We start from the raw sequence: 16554 nt of genomic DNA, 5'->3' as shown, positions 1-16554 counted from the left end.
CTTTCAAGAACCGAGGGAGGTGAGGATGTCGCGCCGCAGGGCGAGCCGCGCCGGGTCGTCGAGGGCGGCACGCTCCCGCGGGCGCGGTACGTCCCGTACGGCGATCAGGCGGCCCGAGCCCAGCAGGGCAAGGCGGTCGCCGAGGAACAGGGCCTCGTCCACGTCGTGCGTGACGAAGACGACGGTGGCGCCGGTGCCGTGCCACACCTCCACCAGCATGTCCTGCATGCCGGCCCGGGTCTGGGCGTCGAGGGCGCCGAACGGTTCGTCCATCAGCACGGCGCGAGGTGCTCCCGCGAGGGCACGGGCCAGTTGGGCGCGCTGGCGCTGTCCGCCCGAGACGCGGTGCGGCAGTTGCCGGGCCTGGTCGCTCAACCCGACGCGGGTGAGCCAGAAGTCGGCCTGGGCACGGCGCTCGAGGCGCCCCACCCCCTTGATGGCGAGGGGCAGTTCGACGTTCGCGCGCAGGGTGCGCCAGGGCAGCAGGGCGTCCTCCTGGAAGATCAGCGCCCGGTCGGCGGCGGGGCCCGTCAGCGGGCCCGCGTCCTGGACGACTTCTCCGGCGAGGGGCGCCAGCAGCCCGGCCAGCGTGCGCAGCAGCGTCGACTTGCCGCAGCCGGAAGGGCCGACCACGGTGAGGATCTCGCCGGGGGCCACCTGGAGGTCCACATCCTGGAGCACGGGTGCTCCGGGCCGTCCCAGGTCGGCACCGCGCAGGGCGAGCCGGGCACCGGTGCGAGCGGGGGAACGCACGTCAGACGAGCTGGTCATGGGGCACGTTCTCCTTGGTGGTGGGGCCGGCGGGGGCGAGGGGGCCGGCGTCGCGCGCCCGCCTCGGGGGCCGCCCACCGGGGACGTACGAGGTACGCGGCAGCCAGCTGGTCAGCCGGCGGCCCAGCAGCTCGACGGCCGTGGAGGTGAGCCAGCCGAGCACACCGATGGTGACCATGCCGACGAAGACACCGGGGTAGTCCACGACCGTGTAGTCCTGCCAGGTGCGGTAGCCCACCCCGTACTGCCCGGAGATCATCTCGGCGGAGATCACGCAGATCCACGAGACGCCGATGCCGACCGAGAGCCCGCCGAAGACACCGGGCAGTGCGCCGGGCAGGACGACCGAGCCGAGGATCCGCAGCCGGCCACCGCCCAGGGTGCGCACCGCCTCCTCCCACACGGGAGACAGGGCGCGCACCGCGTGCCGGGTGGAGACCAGGACCGGGAAGAAGGCGGCGGTGAAGGTGATGAAGACGATCCCCTGTTCGTTGGAGGGGAACAGCAGGATCGCGACGGGCACCAGGGCGATGGCCGGGATCGGGCGGACGACTTCCAGCAGCGGGCCGAGCAGGTCCTCGGCGAGTGGCGAGCGGGCCACGAGCACGCCCGTGGCCACGCCCAGCACCGCGGCGAGCAGGAAACCGCTCAGGATGCGGGTGAGGCTGTCGGTGAGATCCGTCCAGTAGTCGGGCCCGGACAGCCGGTCGGCGAAGGCGCCGGCCACGTCGGTGACGGTGGGGAACTGCGAGAAGCGCAGCCACACGTCGACGTCCTTGGCGGTCAGCAGCTGCCACAGGCCCAGGGCGCCCGCGACAGCGGTGGTCCGCAGGGCGTATCTGGCGGCGCGCGGCGGGGTGCGGCTCACGAGGCACGCTCCAGGGCGTCGGCGTAAGTGATGATCCGGGCGCCCTTGTGGGCCTCGACGTAGGCCCGTGCGGTCGCCGGGGCGACGAACGGCGCCAGGCGCTCACCGTCGGCCACCCACACCGCCTTGTCCGCGAACCACAGGGTGCCGGTGGTGGCGTCGGGAACGTAGGCGGCGCGGAGCGTGTCCCGGTGGGCCGCCACATGAGCGAGCAGTTCCTCGGGGGACTCGAAGGCCCGTGTCCGTGTCGCGCCCTTGGCCCACACTTCGCCCGCGGCGGCCGGGGGAGCGGAGGCCAGGCGCTTGGCGTACGACGCTCCGAGCGCCTTCTTCACGTACCGGTCGTCGACGAAGGAGTCCACGTCCACGTCACCGGTCAGCTTGGCGCTCTTCAGGACCGCCACGTCCTCCTCCAGCGCGGAGACGAGCCGCGGCTTGAGGGCCGGGTCGAAGGTGGCGATGCCGTGGGCGCCGTTGTAGAGGTAGACGACCTCGGCGGGCAGCCCGGTGACCTCGGCGACCTTCTCGGCGGCGGCCACGGGACGGTCGTTGAGGTAGTCGGTGGCCTGCGCCTGGGCGGCGAGGAACGCCTCCAGCACGCGGGGCCGCTCCTTGGCGAAGTCCTGGCGCACGGTGACGCCGTGGAAGGTGGGCAGGTTCAGCTGGGCGCCGTCGTACAGGGCCTTCGCCTTGCCCTGGTGGGCGAGCAGACCGGGCCAGGCGACGAACTGCGACAGGGCGTCCGCACTGCCCGAGGCCAGGGCCGAAGCGCCCACCGCCGGCTGCTGGTTGAGCTTCTCGATGTCCTCGGCGGGGTCGATGCCGGCGCGTTGCAGAGCCCGTACGAGCGTGCCGTCGGCGGCGGATCCGACGCTGGTGGAGACCTGCTTGCCCTTGAGGTCCTGCAGCGAGGTGAGCCCCGAATCGGGGGCCGTGACAATGGTGTTGAGGCCGCCGCGCAGGTTGTAGCCGGTGACCGAGACCAGGTGGGTGGGGCGGCCGAGCTGCTTGCCGCGGGCGGCGTTGATGAGCAGGGGGAAGTCGCCCATCGAACCGATGTCGATCTTCCCGGCGGTCATCTGGGCGGTGATCGGGGCGCCGGTGGCGTAGTCCTGCCAGGCGACCTTGTACGTGACCCCGTCGTCCAGGGAGTTGAGCTGCTTCTCGAAGTAGCCCAGGGAGCGGAGCAGGGTGCCTGCCGTGACCGTGTTGATGGTCTTGGACTGGTAGCCGACGGTGACCGTGACGGTGGAGCTGTCACCCGCCGCGGTGCCGCACGCCCCGAGGGGGAGCAGGAGGACGACCGCGCAGGCGGCGAATGCCGAGCGATGCATGGAGGCGGGACCTTTCACCGGAGCAGGTAGGGCATGTTGACCGTGACGGCTCCGGTGGGGCAGCGGGCCGCGCACGGGCCGCAGTACCAGCACTCGTCGACGTGCATGTAGGCCTTGCCGCTGCTGGTGTCGATGGCGAGGGAGTCCAGCGGGCACATGTCCACGCACAGCGTGCAGCCGTCGATGCACTTCGACTCGTCGATGGTCACGGGCACGTCGGCCCGCTGGGGCGCCAAGGGCATGGCTGACTCCAGGGATGTCGGACTCGGGGAAAGGTGGGTCAGTGGGAGCGGTGCAGCAGGCCGCTCATCGAGATGCGGTCGCCGCGGAAGCGGATGAACTCCAGATCGACCGGGCGGCCGTCCGCGAGGTGCGTGAGACGTTCCAGCATGAGGGCGGCCGAACCGCGGGGCGCCTGGAGTACGGCGGCGGAGTGGGCGTCCGCGTTGACCGCCTCCAGTGTGATCTCGGCGTGGCCGAGCGGTCGGCCGGTGACGGTCTCCAGGAGGCGGAAGACGTCGGTGTTCTCCAGGTCCTCGCCCAGGAGGGCGGAACCGATGTCCAGCGGGATGTACGTGAGGTCGAGGGAGAGGGGGAGGCCGTTGAGACGGCGCAGGCGTTCGAAGTAGAGGACCTCGGTGCCGGGCGGGACCCGCAGGCGATCGGCGACGGGGTGGGGCGCCGGGGCGGGGCCCAGGGTACGGACCTCGTTGGTGACTCGGCCGTGTTCATGGAGGGTTTCCGCGAGGCCCATCAGCCGGTCGAGGCCATGGGGGTACTTGCGGCCGACGACCACGGTGCCGACGCCGGGCTGGCGTGCCACGAGACCCTCGGCTCGCAGGAGGTCCAGGGCCTCACGGACGGTGTTGCGGGTGGCACCGTAGTCGGCGGCGAGGGCGGACTCGTGGGGAAGGGTGCCGTCGGGGAAACCGCCGGCAAGGGTCTGGTGACGCAGCAGGTCCGCCAGCTGGCGCGCCCGGTCCGCACGCAGCCGACGCCGCGCGCGGTGGGCGGCGACGGTGGTCGCGCCCTGGCCGGCGTGGTCGCGGATGCGGTCGGTGGGAGGCATGCCCGGAACCATACTCATCCAGTAGGGAAAAGGGTGTTGCGGAACTGTTGCGCCACCTGACGCCTCGCCGGATACGTCGCTGACCAGCACTTTGATGGAACGGGTGGCAAGATCTGCCAGCCCTGTCGGTCCGCGTTCATGAAGCTCACCCGACCGCCGGGTTCCCGGCGCGCACTCCGCGCCCGGCCCTCCTAGGCTCGAAAGCGCCGGTGCCGGCCATCGACAGGAGCCCGCGTGGACATCGACACGGTCGCCGACGAGCTGTACGCGCTGCGGCCGGAGGACTTCACGGCGGCGCGCAACGTACGGGCGGCCGAGGCCCGTACGGCGGGTGAGCGCGCCCTCGCGGAGCAGATCGGCAAGCTGCGCCGCCCCAGCCGCTCGGCCTGGGTCAGCAACCTCCTCGTCCGCGAACGCCCCGACGAGGTGGCGGCCCTGCTCAAGCTCGGCGAAGGGCTGCGACGCGCCCATCACGACCTGGACGGGGCGCAGCTGCGGGAACTCAGCGGCCGGCAGCGCACCCTGATCCGGGCCCTCTCCCAGGAGGCACGGCAGCTGGCGGCGCGGGCCGGTCATCCGGTCGGCGACGACGTGGGGCGCGAGGTGGAGGCGACCCTGCACACCGTCCTCGCCGACCCGGAGGCGGCGCGCGAATGGGCGCAGGGCCGGCTGGCCCGGCCGTTCGAGGCGGCCGTCGGCTTCCCCGACGCCAGCCCGGCCGCGGTACGCCGGCCCGCCGCCCCGCCGCCCGCGCCCCCTCCGGCGAAGCGCCGCGACGACGAGGCGCTGGCCCGGGCCCGCCGGGACGCCGACACGGCCGCGAGCGAGCTGCGGGCGCTGGAGGAGGAGGCGGCCGGGGCCGGACGGGAGGCGGAGGCGGCCAGGGAGAGCACCGCCCGGCTGGAGCGGCGGTTCAGCGAGTTGACGGACGAGTTGAACCGCGTCGAGGAGGACCTCCGAAGGGCCCGCGACGAGGAACGCCGTGCGCGCGACGGGCTGCGGGCCCTCGAACGCCGGGTGCGGGAGGCCGGGCGCCGCGCGGAGACGGCGACCGCCCGGCTGGAGCGCCACCAGAAGCGGTGACGTCCTCCCCGCGCTGCCTCACGGCAGGGCGGTGACTTCCTCCCCCTGCTGCCTCACGGCAGGGTGACCACCTTGATGTTGAACGTGTGGGAGCCCAGCCCGTTGGCGATCCCGATGAACAGCAGCGCGAAGTGTTCCTGCCCGCGGGCGCTCGTGATGCCGCCGATGTCGAGCTGGGACGATTCCGGCCAGCCGAGGTCGGTGAGCAGTCTCCCCGTGGTCCGCTTGGCCTCCGCGTCGTCGCCGGAGAGGAAGACGGTGCTCGGGCCCGTGAGCGCTGCCGGGGCGACCATCGTGGTGGCGTCCATGGTGCACAGCGTCTTGACGACGGGGGTGTCCGGAAAGGCCGCCTGGATCTGCTCGGCCAGGCTGCTGTTGGGGTGCGAGAGTTCGGTGAAGTCGTCGTTGAGGCCGACCCCGACGTCGATCAGCAGGGTGCCGGCCAGGGCGGGCGCGCCGATGGAGCGCAGCAGGTCGACGGAGACGTTCCCGGGGGTGGCGTTCACCAGGACCTCCGCGTGCGCGGCGGTCTCGTTCAGCCCGGCCACGGGAAGGCCGAGATCCTTGCGCTCGTCCGGCTTGCGGGAGCCGAGGAGGACGTCGTGTCCCGCGGCGCTCCATCCGTGGGCCAGTGCTCGGGCGACGTTGCCGGTGCCAAGTAGTCCTATTCGCATGCCCCGACGCTAGCCAGAGCGGAGGCCGCGCTCATCGGGCCGCGGGCCCGGGTGGGGCGGACGAAAGTCGTAGTCCTCAAGGACCGGGGGAGGCGGCCTCCGGTGGGGAGCCGGGCCGGCCCCGGGAGGAGGACGCCCGCCGGACTCGTCGCCCCCGGCGTCGGCGGAGCAGCCTGAGCGCGGCGGCGTACGCCCTGGCGAGTACATGAGGTTGCTCCCGGCGTCAGACGCGTCGGCCAGGGCCGCTCGGCAGGCTGATTTCTGTGAAACTCAGCCGTCCCGCTCGCCGGGCCACCCTCGTCGTCCACGTCGTCGCCTCCGCCTCCTGGCTCGGCGTCACCCTCGGCCTGCTCGCCCTGGGCGGCACCGCCGCGACCACCGGTTCGCCGGTGACGGTGGAGGCGTCGGTGCGGGCCATGAAGCTCTTCGCGGACTGGCTGCTGCTCCCCGTCGCGTTCCTGACACTCCTCAGCGGCCTGCTGCTCTCCCTCGGCACGGTGTGGGGGCTGGCCAGGCACCGGTGGGTGTACACCAAGTTCTGGCTGACCCTGGCCACCCTCACCGCCACGGTCTTCGCCCTGCGCCCAGGCGTGAACTCCGCGGTCACCGCCGTCGCCGCGGGCGGCCCGCTGCCCGACGCCGGTGACGTCGTGTTCGGCCCGGTCGTGTCCCTGTCGGCCTACGTCTTCATGACGGTCGTCTCGGTCCTCAAGCCCTGGGGACTGACCCGTCGCGGCCGGCGCCTGCGCACCGCGTCGGCCGCCCCCGGGCGCATCCGCCGGACGGCCTGACCGGTCAGACGTCGAATCGATGGCGCGAGGACTCGATATGCCCCAGGTGCGCGCGCGTCCAGCGGCACAGGCCGTCGATCGTCTCGCGCAGGTCCTGGGCCGGCGCGGTGAGGGTGTACTCCACGCGCGGCGGCACCGTCGGATACACCGTCCGCTCGACCAGTCCGTTGCGCTCCAGCATGCGCAGGTTCTGGGTGAGCATCTTGTGGCTGATGCCCTCGACCTCGTTGCGCAGCTCGCTGAACCGCAGCGTCCGGTCCCCCAGGAACTCGATGATCAACAGCGCCCACTTGTTGGCGACATCGGAGAAGATCTCCCGCGCCAGGGAGTCCGCGCGCGCCAGATCCGCGTCCTCCGGCCCGCCCCTGACCTGCTTGCTCACCATACGGTTACTCCGTCACCGAAAAGTGCGTTCTTCCACGTCAACGCACACTCTCCTATGGTTCCTGAGTAACCGCAAGAGAGCACGGAAGGACGTCCACCATGGCCATCACGCTCCTGAACCCCAGCGGTCTGCCGCAGATCGACGCCTACAGGCAGGTGTCGGTCGCGAGCGGCTCCCGGCTGGTCTTCGTCGCCGGGCAGGTCTCCTGGGACGCCGAGGGCGTCACGGTCGGCGAGGGCGACCTGGCCGCGCAGGTCGAACGCTGCTACCTCAATGTCGCCACCGCCCTGGCCGAGGCCGGCGCCACCCTCGCGGACCTGGCGAAGCTCACCGTCTACGTCGTCGACTGGACCCCCGACAAGATGCCCCTGCTCATGGAGGGCATCGCCCGCGCCGCCGCGGTTCTCGGCGGCGCCCCGGTCCCGCCCGCCACGCTGATCGGGGTCGCCGCCTTGGACGTACCCGAACACCTGGTGGAGGTCGAGGCCACCGCGGTCATCGACTGAGGCGGCTCGGGGTGGTGATCCGGGTGACCGCCTCCGCGGTCAGGGCCCGGTCATGGGGGTGGCGGGACAGCGCCCGGTGCAGGATCAGCCCTTCGATGAGCGCGTCCAGCTGCCGGGCGGTGTCGGGGTCGAAGTGCTTCTCCAGGTGGACCCGGCTGCGGTGCATCCACGCGTCGGTGAGCTCCCGGTACGCGGGCCGGCGTGCGGCGAGCGTGTACAGCTCCTGGGTCAGCACGAGGTCGCGCCGGGTGCCCTCGGACAGCGCGTGGACGAGGTCGGTCACGGCCTCGCGGGCCTGCTCGGGGCCGTCCGGCGCGGCGAGGTGGGCGTCGAACACGGTCACGACATGATCGGCGAACCGCCCGAACGCCTCGCGCAGCAGCTCGTCCATACCGGCGAAGTGATACGTCATCGACCCCAGCGGCACCCCGGCGCGCGCGGCGATCTTGCGGTGGGAGACCCCGGCGACGCCCTCCTCGGCGATGAGGTCGAGAGTGGCGGCGAGGATGCGCTCGCGGCGCTGGGGGTCGGTGTGCCCGGTGGCCATGTCGGTGCGCTCTCAGAGAGTACGGACGACCCGGGCGGGGCTGCCGACGGCGACGACGCCCGCGGGGACGTCCTTCGTCACCACCGAGCCCGCGCCGATGACGGAGTCGTCGCCGATGCTCACCCCGGGCAGGACGATGACGCCCCCGCCCAGCCAGACGTTGTCGCCGATGGTGATAGGCCGTGCCGCCTCCAGCTTGTCGCGCCGGGGGCCCGGCTCCAACGGGTGGGTGGGGGTCAGCAGTTGGACGTTCGGTCCGATCTGGCAGTCCGCGCCGACGGTGATGTCCGCGACGTCCAGCGCGGTGAGGTTGAAGTTGACGAAGGTCCGCGCCCCGATGGTGATGTTGCTGCCGTAGTCGACGAACAACGGCGGCCGCACATGCGCCTGTTCGCCCAGCGAACCGAGGAGTTCGGCGAGGATCTTCCGGGCGGCGTCCGGGTCCTCGGCGTAGGCGGCCTGGTAGCGGGCTGCCAGCCGCGTGGCCTGCTGCTGCCTGCGGGCGATCTCGGGATCGTCGGCGATGTAGAGGTCGCCCGCCAGCATCCGCTCGAGGTTGCTGCGGGGATCGTCCGCGAAGTGGTCCGTCGGCATGCGTACGATCGTACACTCGCGGGAGTCCGGCGTCCCGGAAAACGGAGCCCCCGGCCTACCGCCGCCGAGGGTGCAGCACCCCGGACAGCAGGAGGACGAGCATGCCTGCCGCGGGGACGACCAGCAGGCCGACCCGGAGACTGGTGGCATCGGCGACCAGGCCGACCACCGGCGGCGAGCAGAGGAATCCCAGGCGCATCAGCCAGGAGACGACCGCCAGTCCCGAGCCGGGCTTGAGGCCGGGCAGCTCGTCGGCCTGATGCATCGCGGCGGGCACCAGCGTCGCCACCCCGAACCCGGCCGCGGCGAATCCCAGGACGGTCCCGCCCACCGTCGGAACGGCCAGCGCGAGCCCCATCCCGCACGCGGCGACGAGCCCGCCGGCGCGGGCCACGGCACGCTCCCCGAACCGGTCGACGAGCCGGTCGCCGATCAGTCGGCCGAGGAACTGGGCGCCGACGAGGGCGATGAAGCCGGCGGCCGCCACCGTCACCGAGGCGTGCAGGGAGTCGGAGAGGTAGAGCGCGGCCCAGGAGCTGCCCGCGTCCTCGACGATCGTGCCCGCCGTGGCGATGAGGACCAGAGCGGCCAGGACGCAGGCGGTCCGCCGGCCCGGCACGGTGGCCTCGAACCGCCGTACGCCCTCCTCCTCGGCGCTCTCCTCGGTGTCGGGTCCGGGCAGGCACAGGCGCAGGGCTGCGCACGCGGCCCCCGCGAAGACCACCCCCGATACGGCCAGGTGCTGTCCCCTCGACAGACCGAGCGCGATGGCCGCGGCGGCCATGGCGCCACCGGTGACGGCGCCGATGGACCAGACGGCGTGGAAGGAGTTGATGATGGAGCGCCCGTAGCGGCGCTGGACGCGCAGGCCGTGGGCGTTCTGGGCGACATCGGTGATCGCGTCCATCGCGCCCGCCAGGAAGAGCGCGCCCGCGAACCAGGCGATCGAGTCGGCGAGCCCCGCGACGAGGATGCCGGCACCGGTGACGAGCGTCCCGCCCACCGCGGCCCGTGCCGATCCGAGCCGCCGGATGACGACCCCGGCCGCGAGCCCGGCCGCGATGGCGCCCGCGGGAAAGGCGGCGACGGCCAGGCCGTAGGCCGCGTTCCCGATGCCGAGGTCCGCCTTGATTTGCGGATACCTCGGCAGGAGGTTGGCGAACAGGGCGCCGTTGGTGAAGAACAGCACCGCGACGGCCACCCGGGCCCGCCGCTCGGCCGGAGCGGGCCGCCGCACCACGTCAAGAGTCATGGAAGGCAGCCTAGAGCCAGAGCGTACGAACGTACACTCCGGGTGGCTTGACCTTGTCGCAACGTCAACGTCTCTACTGGCGCCATGCGAATCACGGAGACTGTGGGCGGGACGAAGGTGTGGCGCAAGGCGGTGCGGTGGTCGTGCGCGGCCCTGCTGCCTGGGGAGCTCGCGTTCGTCCTGTGCCTGGCCGGGGGAGTGGCCGTCCCGCCGCTCCTACGGTCGGCCTTGGAGCTGTCGGTGCTCGCCGTCATGACCGGGGCGGGCGCCCTGTTCGCCCTCGACCACCGGCGCCACCGCCGCGGGGGCCTCGGCCGCCGGGCCGCCCTCGGTGCCGCGCTCGCCGACACCGTCCCGGCGCCCGTGCGCAGGCTGACCGCCCACGAGGTCTTCCTGTCCACCAGCTTCCTGCGCTGGGTGACCCGCCGCGGCCCGCACGGCGTACGCGACGGCGACCTCGCCGTTCCCTACGCCCCGGGCCAGACGGCGGTCATGCTGGGCTTCTTCTTCGTCTGCGTGGTGGAAACCGTGGCCCTGGCCTTCCTGATCCCCTGGCCGATGGTGCACGCCGTCACCCTCGTCCTCGACATCTGGGGCTGCTACTTCGTCATCGCCCTGCACGCCTCCTGCGCGGTGCGCCCTCATGTGATCGGCGCCGACGGCTCGCTGCGGCTGCGCTACGGCGCCCTGCTCGACATCCGTGTCCCGGCCGGCCGCATCGCCTCCGTGCGCCAGGACCGCAGGTTCCCGGAGAGCAGGCCGGGAGCCGTGGACGGGAACGGCGTCGCCGAGCTGGCCGTGGGCGGTCAGACGACCGTCACCGTCGAACTGACCGAACCCGTCCGCTACACCCGGGTCCTGGGCAGTCCCGCCGAAGCCCGGACCCTCCGCTTCTACGCCGAGGACGCGGGCGCCGCGGTGGCCGCACTCCGCCGGGGGCCCCGTCCCGCGTCGACGCCGATCTCGGCGGACTGACCGCCGGGCCCGTCAGCGGCACAGCGCGTCACTCCATCGGTCCGATGCCGACGGCCGGCACCCGCAGGACGTGAGGCGCCTGCTGGGAGCCCGTGTGCCGGCCGCCGGCTCCGGCAACGGCGGTCAGATGCCGCAGGTGGGCGCCGACCAGTAGGGGGAGGGGTCGAACGCGACGTGGGTGTGGTCGTTGTGGCCGGGGTAGCCCGGGCCGAGGATCTCCGAGAAGCCGTGGGTGCGGGACTGCTGGGCGAGGCGGCACAGGGTGGGGGAGCCCGTGAGGTCGGCGGCGTCGCCGTACAGGTGACGGCTGGTGGACGAGCCGCCGACGGCGTTGTTGCAGGCGTAGGAGCGGAAGCCGCTGGAGACGGTGAGCGGGACGTCACCGAGCGCCCGCCGTATGGCCTCCAGCTTCCACATGGTCTTCAGCGCGTTCGCCTTGGCGGTGGCCGCGGAGACCGCGCCGCCGGACCAGTCGGAGTTGCAGCGGTTGAGCTCGGCGTAACTGAAGTGGATCGGCGTGCAGTCCGCGTCCTGGAGCGCGTAGATCTTGCTGAAGGTCGCCGGTCCCGCGACTCCGTCGGCGGCCAGGCCGTACGCGGACTGGAACTTCTTCACGGCGGCGGCCGTGCGGGCGCCGTACTGGCCGTCGTAGGAGAGGCGCTCGCCGGAGGTGACCCAGCCGGCGACCCGGATCTGGAGCTGGGTGACGTCGCTGCCCGACGCGCCCTGGGACAGGGTGCGGCTCCAGGTGTAGCACTCGTCGGCGTGCGCGGGGCCCGCGGTGGCGCTGACACCGGCCACGGCACCCGACGTGATCATGACAAACGCGGCGAGGAAACGTGCCATCCGTCTGAACATTCCGACCTCCCGGTCGTCGACTTCAGGTTGTGGTGGCCACCGCCCTCGCGGCGGCGACCGCTGACCAGCGTGAGGCCAAGCGCTACGCGCGTCAACGGCGCGGTTGTGGCGGGATGGTGAACGGTGGCGGGGTGACGGAATTGTGCGGAATCGCAGCGAGGCGCGGAGCCGCGCCGGACAGGCGATCGCACATCGGCAGGCATCGAACGCGTCCTGTGTGGCACCTGGCCCGTGATGCGGTGGTTTCAGGAAAAGGTGTCCGCGGCGCGGCGCCATGCGCGAGGTGCCGGACGAAGTGTGCGACGGGCGTGGAAGGAGCCCGGCCGGGAGCGTGATGTGGCGTTCCAGGCGGCGAAGGCGGCGCTGGCCGCGGGTGTCGCGTGGGCCGTGGTCGGCTGGTGGCTCCAGGCGCCGATGGCGTTCATGGCGCCCTGGGTGGCGATCGTGCTGGTGGAGTCGACCGTGTACCGCTCGATCGCGCACGGCCTGCAGCAGCTCGCCGCGATCGCCACGGGCACGGTCGTGGCCACGGCCTGTGCCATGGTGCTGGACTCCACGCTCGTGGCGATGGCCCTGGTCCTCCCGGTCGCGGTGCTGCTGGGCAACTGGCGACGGCTGGGCAGCCAGGGCATCTACGCCGCCACGGGCGCCCTGTTCGTGCTGACCAGCGGCCCGGTCGGGGTCGGCCCGGCGGGCGCCCGTATCGCCGAGGCGGTCTTCGGCGCGGTGGTCGGCATCGCGGTGAACGCGCTGATCCGGCCCCCGTTGTACCTGCGCGACACCCGGGCGGCCCTGGACAACGCGGCCCGCGAGGCGCAGGACCTCCTCGGTGATGTCGCCGACGGCCTGGCGCGGGGCCGGCCGGACGCCGACGAGGCCACCGGCTGGCACGATCGGGCCCTGCGCCTCGATCGCCTGGTCGACGAGGCGCGCTCGGCGGTCGGCTGGACCCGGGAGAGCCTGCGCGCCAACCCGCGCCGTCGCAGGCCCGGCGTGGCCGTCCCCGAGCAGCGCTACGACGATGTCCTCACCGTGCTCGACGACGTCGCCGTCCATGCGGCCGGTGTCACCCGGACCATCCTCGAAGTGTGCGCCCGGGACGACGACCCCCGATGGCCGGGACGCGAGATCACCGGCCCCTACGCCGACTTCCTGCACCGGACGGCCCACGCCCTGCACTGGTGCACGAGCGCCCGTGTCACCCCGGACGAAGACCCCGACCCCCCGCGCCAGGAGGCCACCGAGGTCCTCCGCGACACCCTCGACGACCTGCGCCGACGCCTGCCCGACGCGGTCCCGGACGACCCCGACGGCCTGGCGACGTACGGCACCCTTCTCAACCAGGCCCGCCGCCTGGCCGACCGACTCGAACACAGCGGACGCCGCTAGCCCGTGGCGGACGGTGCTGCCGCACGGCGTCGCGCGCGGACGGCGGCGAGCGGCATCGCCGCAGTGGTGCCGGCCGCCGTCCAGAACACGAACCGGGAGTCCGGCCCGTTCACGGTCCGCAGTTCCCCGTCGGCGTGGCGGCAGAAGGAGTCGGGCGGGACGTATTGGGAGACAGGCGTGGCGTCGATGCCGTGGCAGGGCGACGTTTCGGGAAACAGGCTCGGCTGCGCGCGCTGCGAGAGGAACCACCCGGCGAACACGGTCAGCCACCCGGCCAGCACGAACACGATCAGCGTCCAGTTGGGGACCTTCGCGCGCCGACCCAGCAGCCACACCAGGGAGGTTGGCGCGACGAAAACGACGAACGCGGCGGACAGCACGATCAGAGCCTTCATAGGGCTATGACCCTACTGATCAGAAATCCGCCGGACGGTCCCGAGCCGCGCGGGAGGGCGCCCGCACTCCGTCAAGCAGGGATCATGAATCATGCGCCCATACGACTGGCACCTCACCGAGGACATCGACGAGTTCCTCGCCCACGCCGGGGATTTCCTGCGTTCGCGTCCGGCCCTGCACAACACCCCTCTGACGGACATGGCGAAACTCCGCCTGCGCGCGGCCGACGTACCCGGCGCCGAGACAACCGTCTTCGGCCGGCTGGAGTCGGAGGGCGAGGTCCGCGCCGTCTTCTACCGCACCCCCCGCGGCCGCCTCACCCTCACCCCGCTCACCGCCGAGCAGGCCGCAACCCTTGCCCCCCACCTGGCCGCCCTCGGCATCTCCCCCTCCGACGTCATCGCGGACCACGACACCGCCACCGTGTTCGCCGAGTCATGGCACCGGCACACGGGTGCCGCACCGGTCCCCTTCTGGCGGACCCACCTCTACCGGCTCGGCACGCTCACCCCGCCGCAGCCGCCCCCGGCGGGCCGGGGCCGCGTCACCGGCGAGGAGGACCGGCGTCAAGTCGTGCGGTGGTGCCGTGAGTTCTGCGTCGAGGTCGGCGAGCAGTCCTCCCTCGACCTGATCGACGCCGGCTCCTGGGAGGCCTCGCGCTTCGGCGACCGGCACTTCACCTTCTGGGAGACCCCGGACGGCATTCCCGCGTCCATGGCGGCCGCGACCTCCATGGCCGCCGGCATGGTCCGGGTGGACCCCGTCTACACCCCGGCCCCCCTCCGGGGCCGCGGCTACGCGGGCGCCGTGACCGCCGAGGTGAGCCGTGCCGCGCTGGCGGCGGGCGCCACCGACGTCGTCCTGTACGCGGACCCCGCCAACCCCACCAGCAACGCCGTCTACCAGCGCCTCGGATACGTCCACCTCACCGATTTCACCGGCTACCGGTTCTGACAGGATGGCCGGGCCGAGGCGGACCGTCGCTGGAGGAGCCTTCATGAACAGTGCCGCACACCCAGAGGTCAGGACTGCGTCAGGAGCTGTGCGCGGCCGTCGCGAGGCGGGCTCGCTGGTCTTCCGCGGCATCCCGTACGCCCAGCCACCGGTGGGGGACGCGCGCTTCATGGCCCCCTGCCCGGCGAGCCGCTGGGACGGAGTGCGGGAGGCGTTCGCCTACGGCCCGCCGCCCCCGCAGGAGCCCTTCGGCCCCGAGGACACGACCGTCGACAGCACGGTCACCGGAGACGACTGGCTCACGGTCAACGTCTGGACGCCGGACGTGGACGAGGCGGCCCGCCGACCGGTGATGGTCTGGATCTATGGCGGCGCCTACAAGTTCGGTTCCGCCGACGATCCCGCCTACGACGGCGGACGCCTCTCACGCGACGGTGACCTGGTCGTCGTCACCTTCAACTACCGGGTCGGGATCGAGGGGTTCGCCCGGATCGAGGGCGCCCCCGCCAACCGCGGGCTGCTCGACCAGGTGGCGGCGCTGGAGTGGGTGCGCGAGAACATCGGCGCTTTCGGCGGTGACCCCGACCGGGTCACCGTCTTCGGCGAGTCGGCCGGCGCGGGGTCGATCGCCGCGCTGCTGGCCATGGACCGGACGCGGGGCCTGTTCCGGCGGGCCATCCTCCAGAGCTTCCCGGGCACGTTCTTCTCGGACGAGCTGGCCGTGGACATCGCCGGGGCGCTCGCCGGGCAGCTGGAGCTGCGGCCCACGGCGGCCGACCTGTCCGGCGTGGACCCGCGCAAGCTGCCCGAGGCAGGGGTGGCACTGAGGGGGCGGATGCGTGAGTACGCGCACCGCTGGGGCGCGGTCGCCCACACCGCGACGCCGTACGCGCCGGTCGTCGACGGCGAGGTTCTCACCCGCGCGCCCTGGGAGGCGCTGGCGAGCGGTGCAGCCCGGGGCGTGGAGCTGATCGCCGGGCACACCCGGGACGAGTACCGGCTGTTCCTCCTGCTCGGCGGTCTGCTCGGCAGGGTGGACGACACCCGCGCCGCCACCGCCCTGAGCCTGTTCGGTCCGGCCCCGGACGCCGGGCGCACCTATCGCGCCGCCTTCCCGGGCGCCTCGGCGGAGCGCCTCTTCGAACTCGTCCACTCCGACTGGCTGTTCCGCATGCCCACGGTGCACCTGGCCGAGGCGCACGTCGCCGGCGGCGGTCGCGCTCACGTCTACGAGCTCACCTGGCCGGCCCCCGCGGGCGGCGGTGCCCTGGGCGCCTGCCACGGCCTGGACATACCTCTCACCTTCGGCGTCTACGACGGCGTCGGCGCCCTGCTGATCGGCCCCGCGCCCTCCGCCGGGACCGAGGCGCTGTCCGCCCGCATCCGCTCCGCCTGGGCCGCCTTCGCCACCGGGGGAGACCCCGGCTGGCCCGCCTACGACACCGGACGACGTCTCGTCCAGCTCCTCGACACCGAACCCACGGTCACCGCCTACCCGGAGGAGGCGTCCCGCCGCCTGTGGGAGGAACACACCTTCACGACCCTGCCGCTGACGACCTCGTGATCAATCGAAGTCCTCGACGAAGTAGCTGTCGTGGCGGACGCGGAACCGTTTGAGTTCCTCGCCGCCGCGCTGTGCCATCTCCGCGACCTGCTCGAAGTACTCCTCGCGTGGGGCGCCCGGGGAGAAGAGCATGAGCATGGACGTCGGCTCGTCGGTCACGTTCTTGAAGGCGTGCAGGCCGCCGACCGGCACGTACGGGAAGTCGCCCGCGCGGCCGGTGACCCACTTCTCGTCGTTGTAGAGCTCCAGTTCGCCCGAGAGGACGTAGAAGGACTCCGAGATGGTCTTGTGGAAGTGGGTCTTCGCTCCGGCGGACCGGGGCGCCAACTCCGCCTTGTACAGGCCGAACTCCCCTCCGGTCGACTCGCTGGTGGCGAGGTAGTGCGTCGAGCCGCCGGGCGAGGAGATGTCCGGCGGGGTGTAGGCGGGGCGGAAGACGGCGTTCACTTCCCCCCGGTCGCCGTGGTAGCGGGACGGCGGATACCGCAGGTCCTCCGGGTACGACATGCTGAACCTCCCGTCTTGGCAGATGGAATGAGCGCTG

20 protein-coding genes are annotated in these 16554 nt (G+C 72.6%); 7 read left to right on the top strand and 13 right to left on the bottom strand.

Features of this window, described 5'->3' with window-relative positions:
- Positions 1-3 precede the first annotated feature (3 nt).
- From M8H82_RS23495 to M8H82_RS23475, 5 genes are read right to left on the bottom strand one after another with little or no spacing between them, the layout of a single operon-like run.
- On the bottom strand, positions 4-771 hold the full coding sequence (locus tag M8H82_RS23495; protein ID WP_250076913.1) for an ABC transporter ATP-binding protein: 768 nt from the start codon (positions 769-771) through the stop codon (positions 4-6).
- Positions 755-1639: an ABC transporter permease gene (locus tag M8H82_RS23490; RefSeq protein ID WP_250076912.1), complete on the bottom strand. Its 885-nt coding sequence runs from the start codon at positions 1637-1639 to the stop codon at positions 755-757. The genes M8H82_RS23495 and M8H82_RS23490 overlap by 17 nt, the downstream gene beginning before the upstream one ends.
- Entirely contained in the window at positions 1636-2973 is a 1338-nt protein-coding gene (locus M8H82_RS23485; RefSeq protein ID WP_250076911.1) for an ABC transporter substrate-binding protein, read from the bottom strand. The genes M8H82_RS23490 and M8H82_RS23485 overlap by 4 nt, the downstream gene beginning before the upstream one ends.
- Before the next feature lie 14 nt (positions 2974-2987).
- Positions 2988-3215, bottom strand: a complete 228-nt coding sequence (locus tag M8H82_RS23480) for a ferredoxin family protein (protein ID WP_018568287.1) — start codon at positions 3213-3215, stop codon at positions 2988-2990.
- A 38-nt stretch (positions 3216-3253) separates the two neighbouring features.
- The gene (locus M8H82_RS23475) at positions 3254-4042 is read right to left on the bottom strand and encodes a GntR family transcriptional regulator (protein ID WP_250076910.1); all 789 of its coding nucleotides are present in this window, start codon (positions 4040-4042) and stop codon (positions 3254-3256) included.
- A 234-nt stretch (positions 4043-4276) separates the two neighbouring features.
- On the opposite strand from M8H82_RS23475, the gene M8H82_RS23470 reads away from it, so the two are divergent.
- A complete protein-coding gene (locus tag M8H82_RS23470; RefSeq protein ID WP_250076909.1) occupies positions 4277-5125 on the top strand; it encodes a hypothetical protein in 849 nt (282 codons plus the stop codon).
- A gap of 53 nt (positions 5126-5178) precedes the next feature.
- Here the strand turns inward: M8H82_RS23470 and M8H82_RS23465 are convergent, their stop codons facing one another.
- A complete protein-coding gene (locus tag M8H82_RS23465; protein ID WP_250076908.1) occupies positions 5179-5799 on the bottom strand; it encodes an NADPH-dependent F420 reductase in 621 nt (206 codons plus the stop codon).
- A 263-nt stretch (positions 5800-6062) separates the two neighbouring features.
- Here M8H82_RS23465 and M8H82_RS23460 point away from each other — a divergent pair, with 263 nt between their 5' ends.
- Positions 6063-6590, top strand: coding sequence for a DUF2269 domain-containing protein (locus M8H82_RS23460; RefSeq protein WP_250076907.1), 528 nt, complete (start codon positions 6063-6065; stop codon positions 6588-6590).
- A gap of 4 nt (positions 6591-6594) precedes the next feature.
- Here M8H82_RS23460 and M8H82_RS23455 read toward each other — a convergent pair whose 3' ends face one another.
- Positions 6595-6975, bottom strand: a complete 381-nt coding sequence (locus tag M8H82_RS23455) for a helix-turn-helix domain-containing protein (protein WP_250076906.1) — start codon at positions 6973-6975, stop codon at positions 6595-6597.
- A gap of 98 nt (positions 6976-7073) precedes the next feature.
- Here M8H82_RS23455 and M8H82_RS23450 point away from each other — a divergent pair, with 98 nt between their 5' ends.
- The gene (locus M8H82_RS23450; protein ID WP_250076905.1) at positions 7074-7481 is read left to right on the top strand and encodes a RidA family protein; all 408 of its coding nucleotides are present in this window, start codon (positions 7074-7076) and stop codon (positions 7479-7481) included.
- Here M8H82_RS23450 and M8H82_RS23445 read toward each other — a convergent pair.
- The 3 genes from M8H82_RS23445 to M8H82_RS23435 are packed head-to-tail and all read right to left on the bottom strand — an operon-like array spanning position 7471 to position 9874.
- Entirely contained in the window at positions 7471-8028 is a 558-nt protein-coding gene (locus tag M8H82_RS23445) for a TetR/AcrR family transcriptional regulator (RefSeq protein WP_250076904.1), read from the bottom strand. The genes M8H82_RS23450 and M8H82_RS23445 overlap by 11 nt on opposite strands.
- A 12-nt stretch (positions 8029-8040) precedes the next feature.
- On the bottom strand, positions 8041-8622 hold the full coding sequence (locus M8H82_RS23440; protein WP_250076903.1) for a sugar O-acetyltransferase: 582 nt from the start codon (positions 8620-8622) through the stop codon (positions 8041-8043).
- A gap of 55 nt (positions 8623-8677) precedes the next feature.
- Positions 8678-9874 carry an MFS transporter gene (locus tag M8H82_RS23435; protein ID WP_250076902.1) on the bottom strand — a complete coding sequence of 399 codons (1197 nt, stop codon included), beginning with the start codon at positions 9872-9874 and terminating at the stop codon, positions 8678-8680.
- 84 nt (positions 9875-9958) lie between these two features.
- On the opposite strand from M8H82_RS23435, the gene M8H82_RS23430 reads away from it, so the two are divergent.
- Positions 9959-10849, top strand: coding sequence for a hypothetical protein (locus M8H82_RS23430; protein ID WP_250076901.1), 891 nt, complete (start codon positions 9959-9961; stop codon positions 10847-10849).
- A 123-nt stretch (positions 10850-10972) separates the two neighbouring features.
- On the opposite strand, the gene M8H82_RS23425 is transcribed toward M8H82_RS23430, so the two are convergent.
- Entirely contained in the window at positions 10973-11707 is a 735-nt protein-coding gene (locus M8H82_RS23425; RefSeq protein WP_250076900.1) for a D-Ala-D-Ala carboxypeptidase family metallohydrolase, read from the bottom strand.
- A 234-nt stretch (positions 11708-11941) separates the two neighbouring features.
- Here M8H82_RS23425 and M8H82_RS23420 point away from each other — a divergent pair, with 234 nt between their 5' ends.
- On the top strand, positions 11942-13096 hold the full coding sequence (locus M8H82_RS23420; RefSeq protein WP_250076899.1) for an aromatic acid exporter family protein: 1155 nt from the start codon (positions 11942-11944) through the stop codon (positions 13094-13096).
- On the opposite strand, the gene M8H82_RS23415 is transcribed toward M8H82_RS23420, so the two are convergent.
- Positions 13093-13491 carry a hypothetical protein gene (locus tag M8H82_RS23415; RefSeq protein ID WP_250076898.1) on the bottom strand — a complete coding sequence of 133 codons (399 nt, stop codon included), beginning with the start codon at positions 13489-13491 and terminating at the stop codon, positions 13093-13095. The genes M8H82_RS23420 and M8H82_RS23415 overlap by 4 nt on opposite strands.
- Before the next feature lie 91 nt (positions 13492-13582).
- Between M8H82_RS23415 and M8H82_RS23410 the strand changes: the two genes are divergently transcribed.
- Both M8H82_RS23410 and M8H82_RS23405 read left to right on the top strand, forming a co-directional pair.
- Positions 13583-14446: a GNAT family N-acetyltransferase gene (locus M8H82_RS23410; protein ID WP_250076897.1), complete on the top strand. Its 864-nt coding sequence runs from the start codon at positions 13583-13585 to the stop codon at positions 14444-14446.
- Between the two features lie 43 nt (positions 14447-14489).
- Entirely contained in the window at positions 14490-16010 is a 1521-nt protein-coding gene (locus M8H82_RS23405) for a carboxylesterase/lipase family protein (protein WP_250076896.1), read from the top strand.
- On the opposite strand, the gene M8H82_RS23400 is transcribed toward M8H82_RS23405, so the two are convergent.
- On the bottom strand, positions 16011-16517 hold the full coding sequence (locus M8H82_RS23400) for a cupin domain-containing protein (protein WP_250076895.1): 507 nt from the start codon (positions 16515-16517) through the stop codon (positions 16011-16013).
- Positions 16518-16554 lie beyond the last annotated feature (37 nt).

The organism is Streptomyces sp. YS415, from assembly GCF_023544665.1.
Lineage (GTDB): Bacteria > Actinomycetota > Actinomycetes > Streptomycetales > Streptomycetaceae > Streptomyces.
Note: the sequence above shows the minus strand (reverse complement) of the source record. Positions and strands in the feature narration are given on the sequence as shown.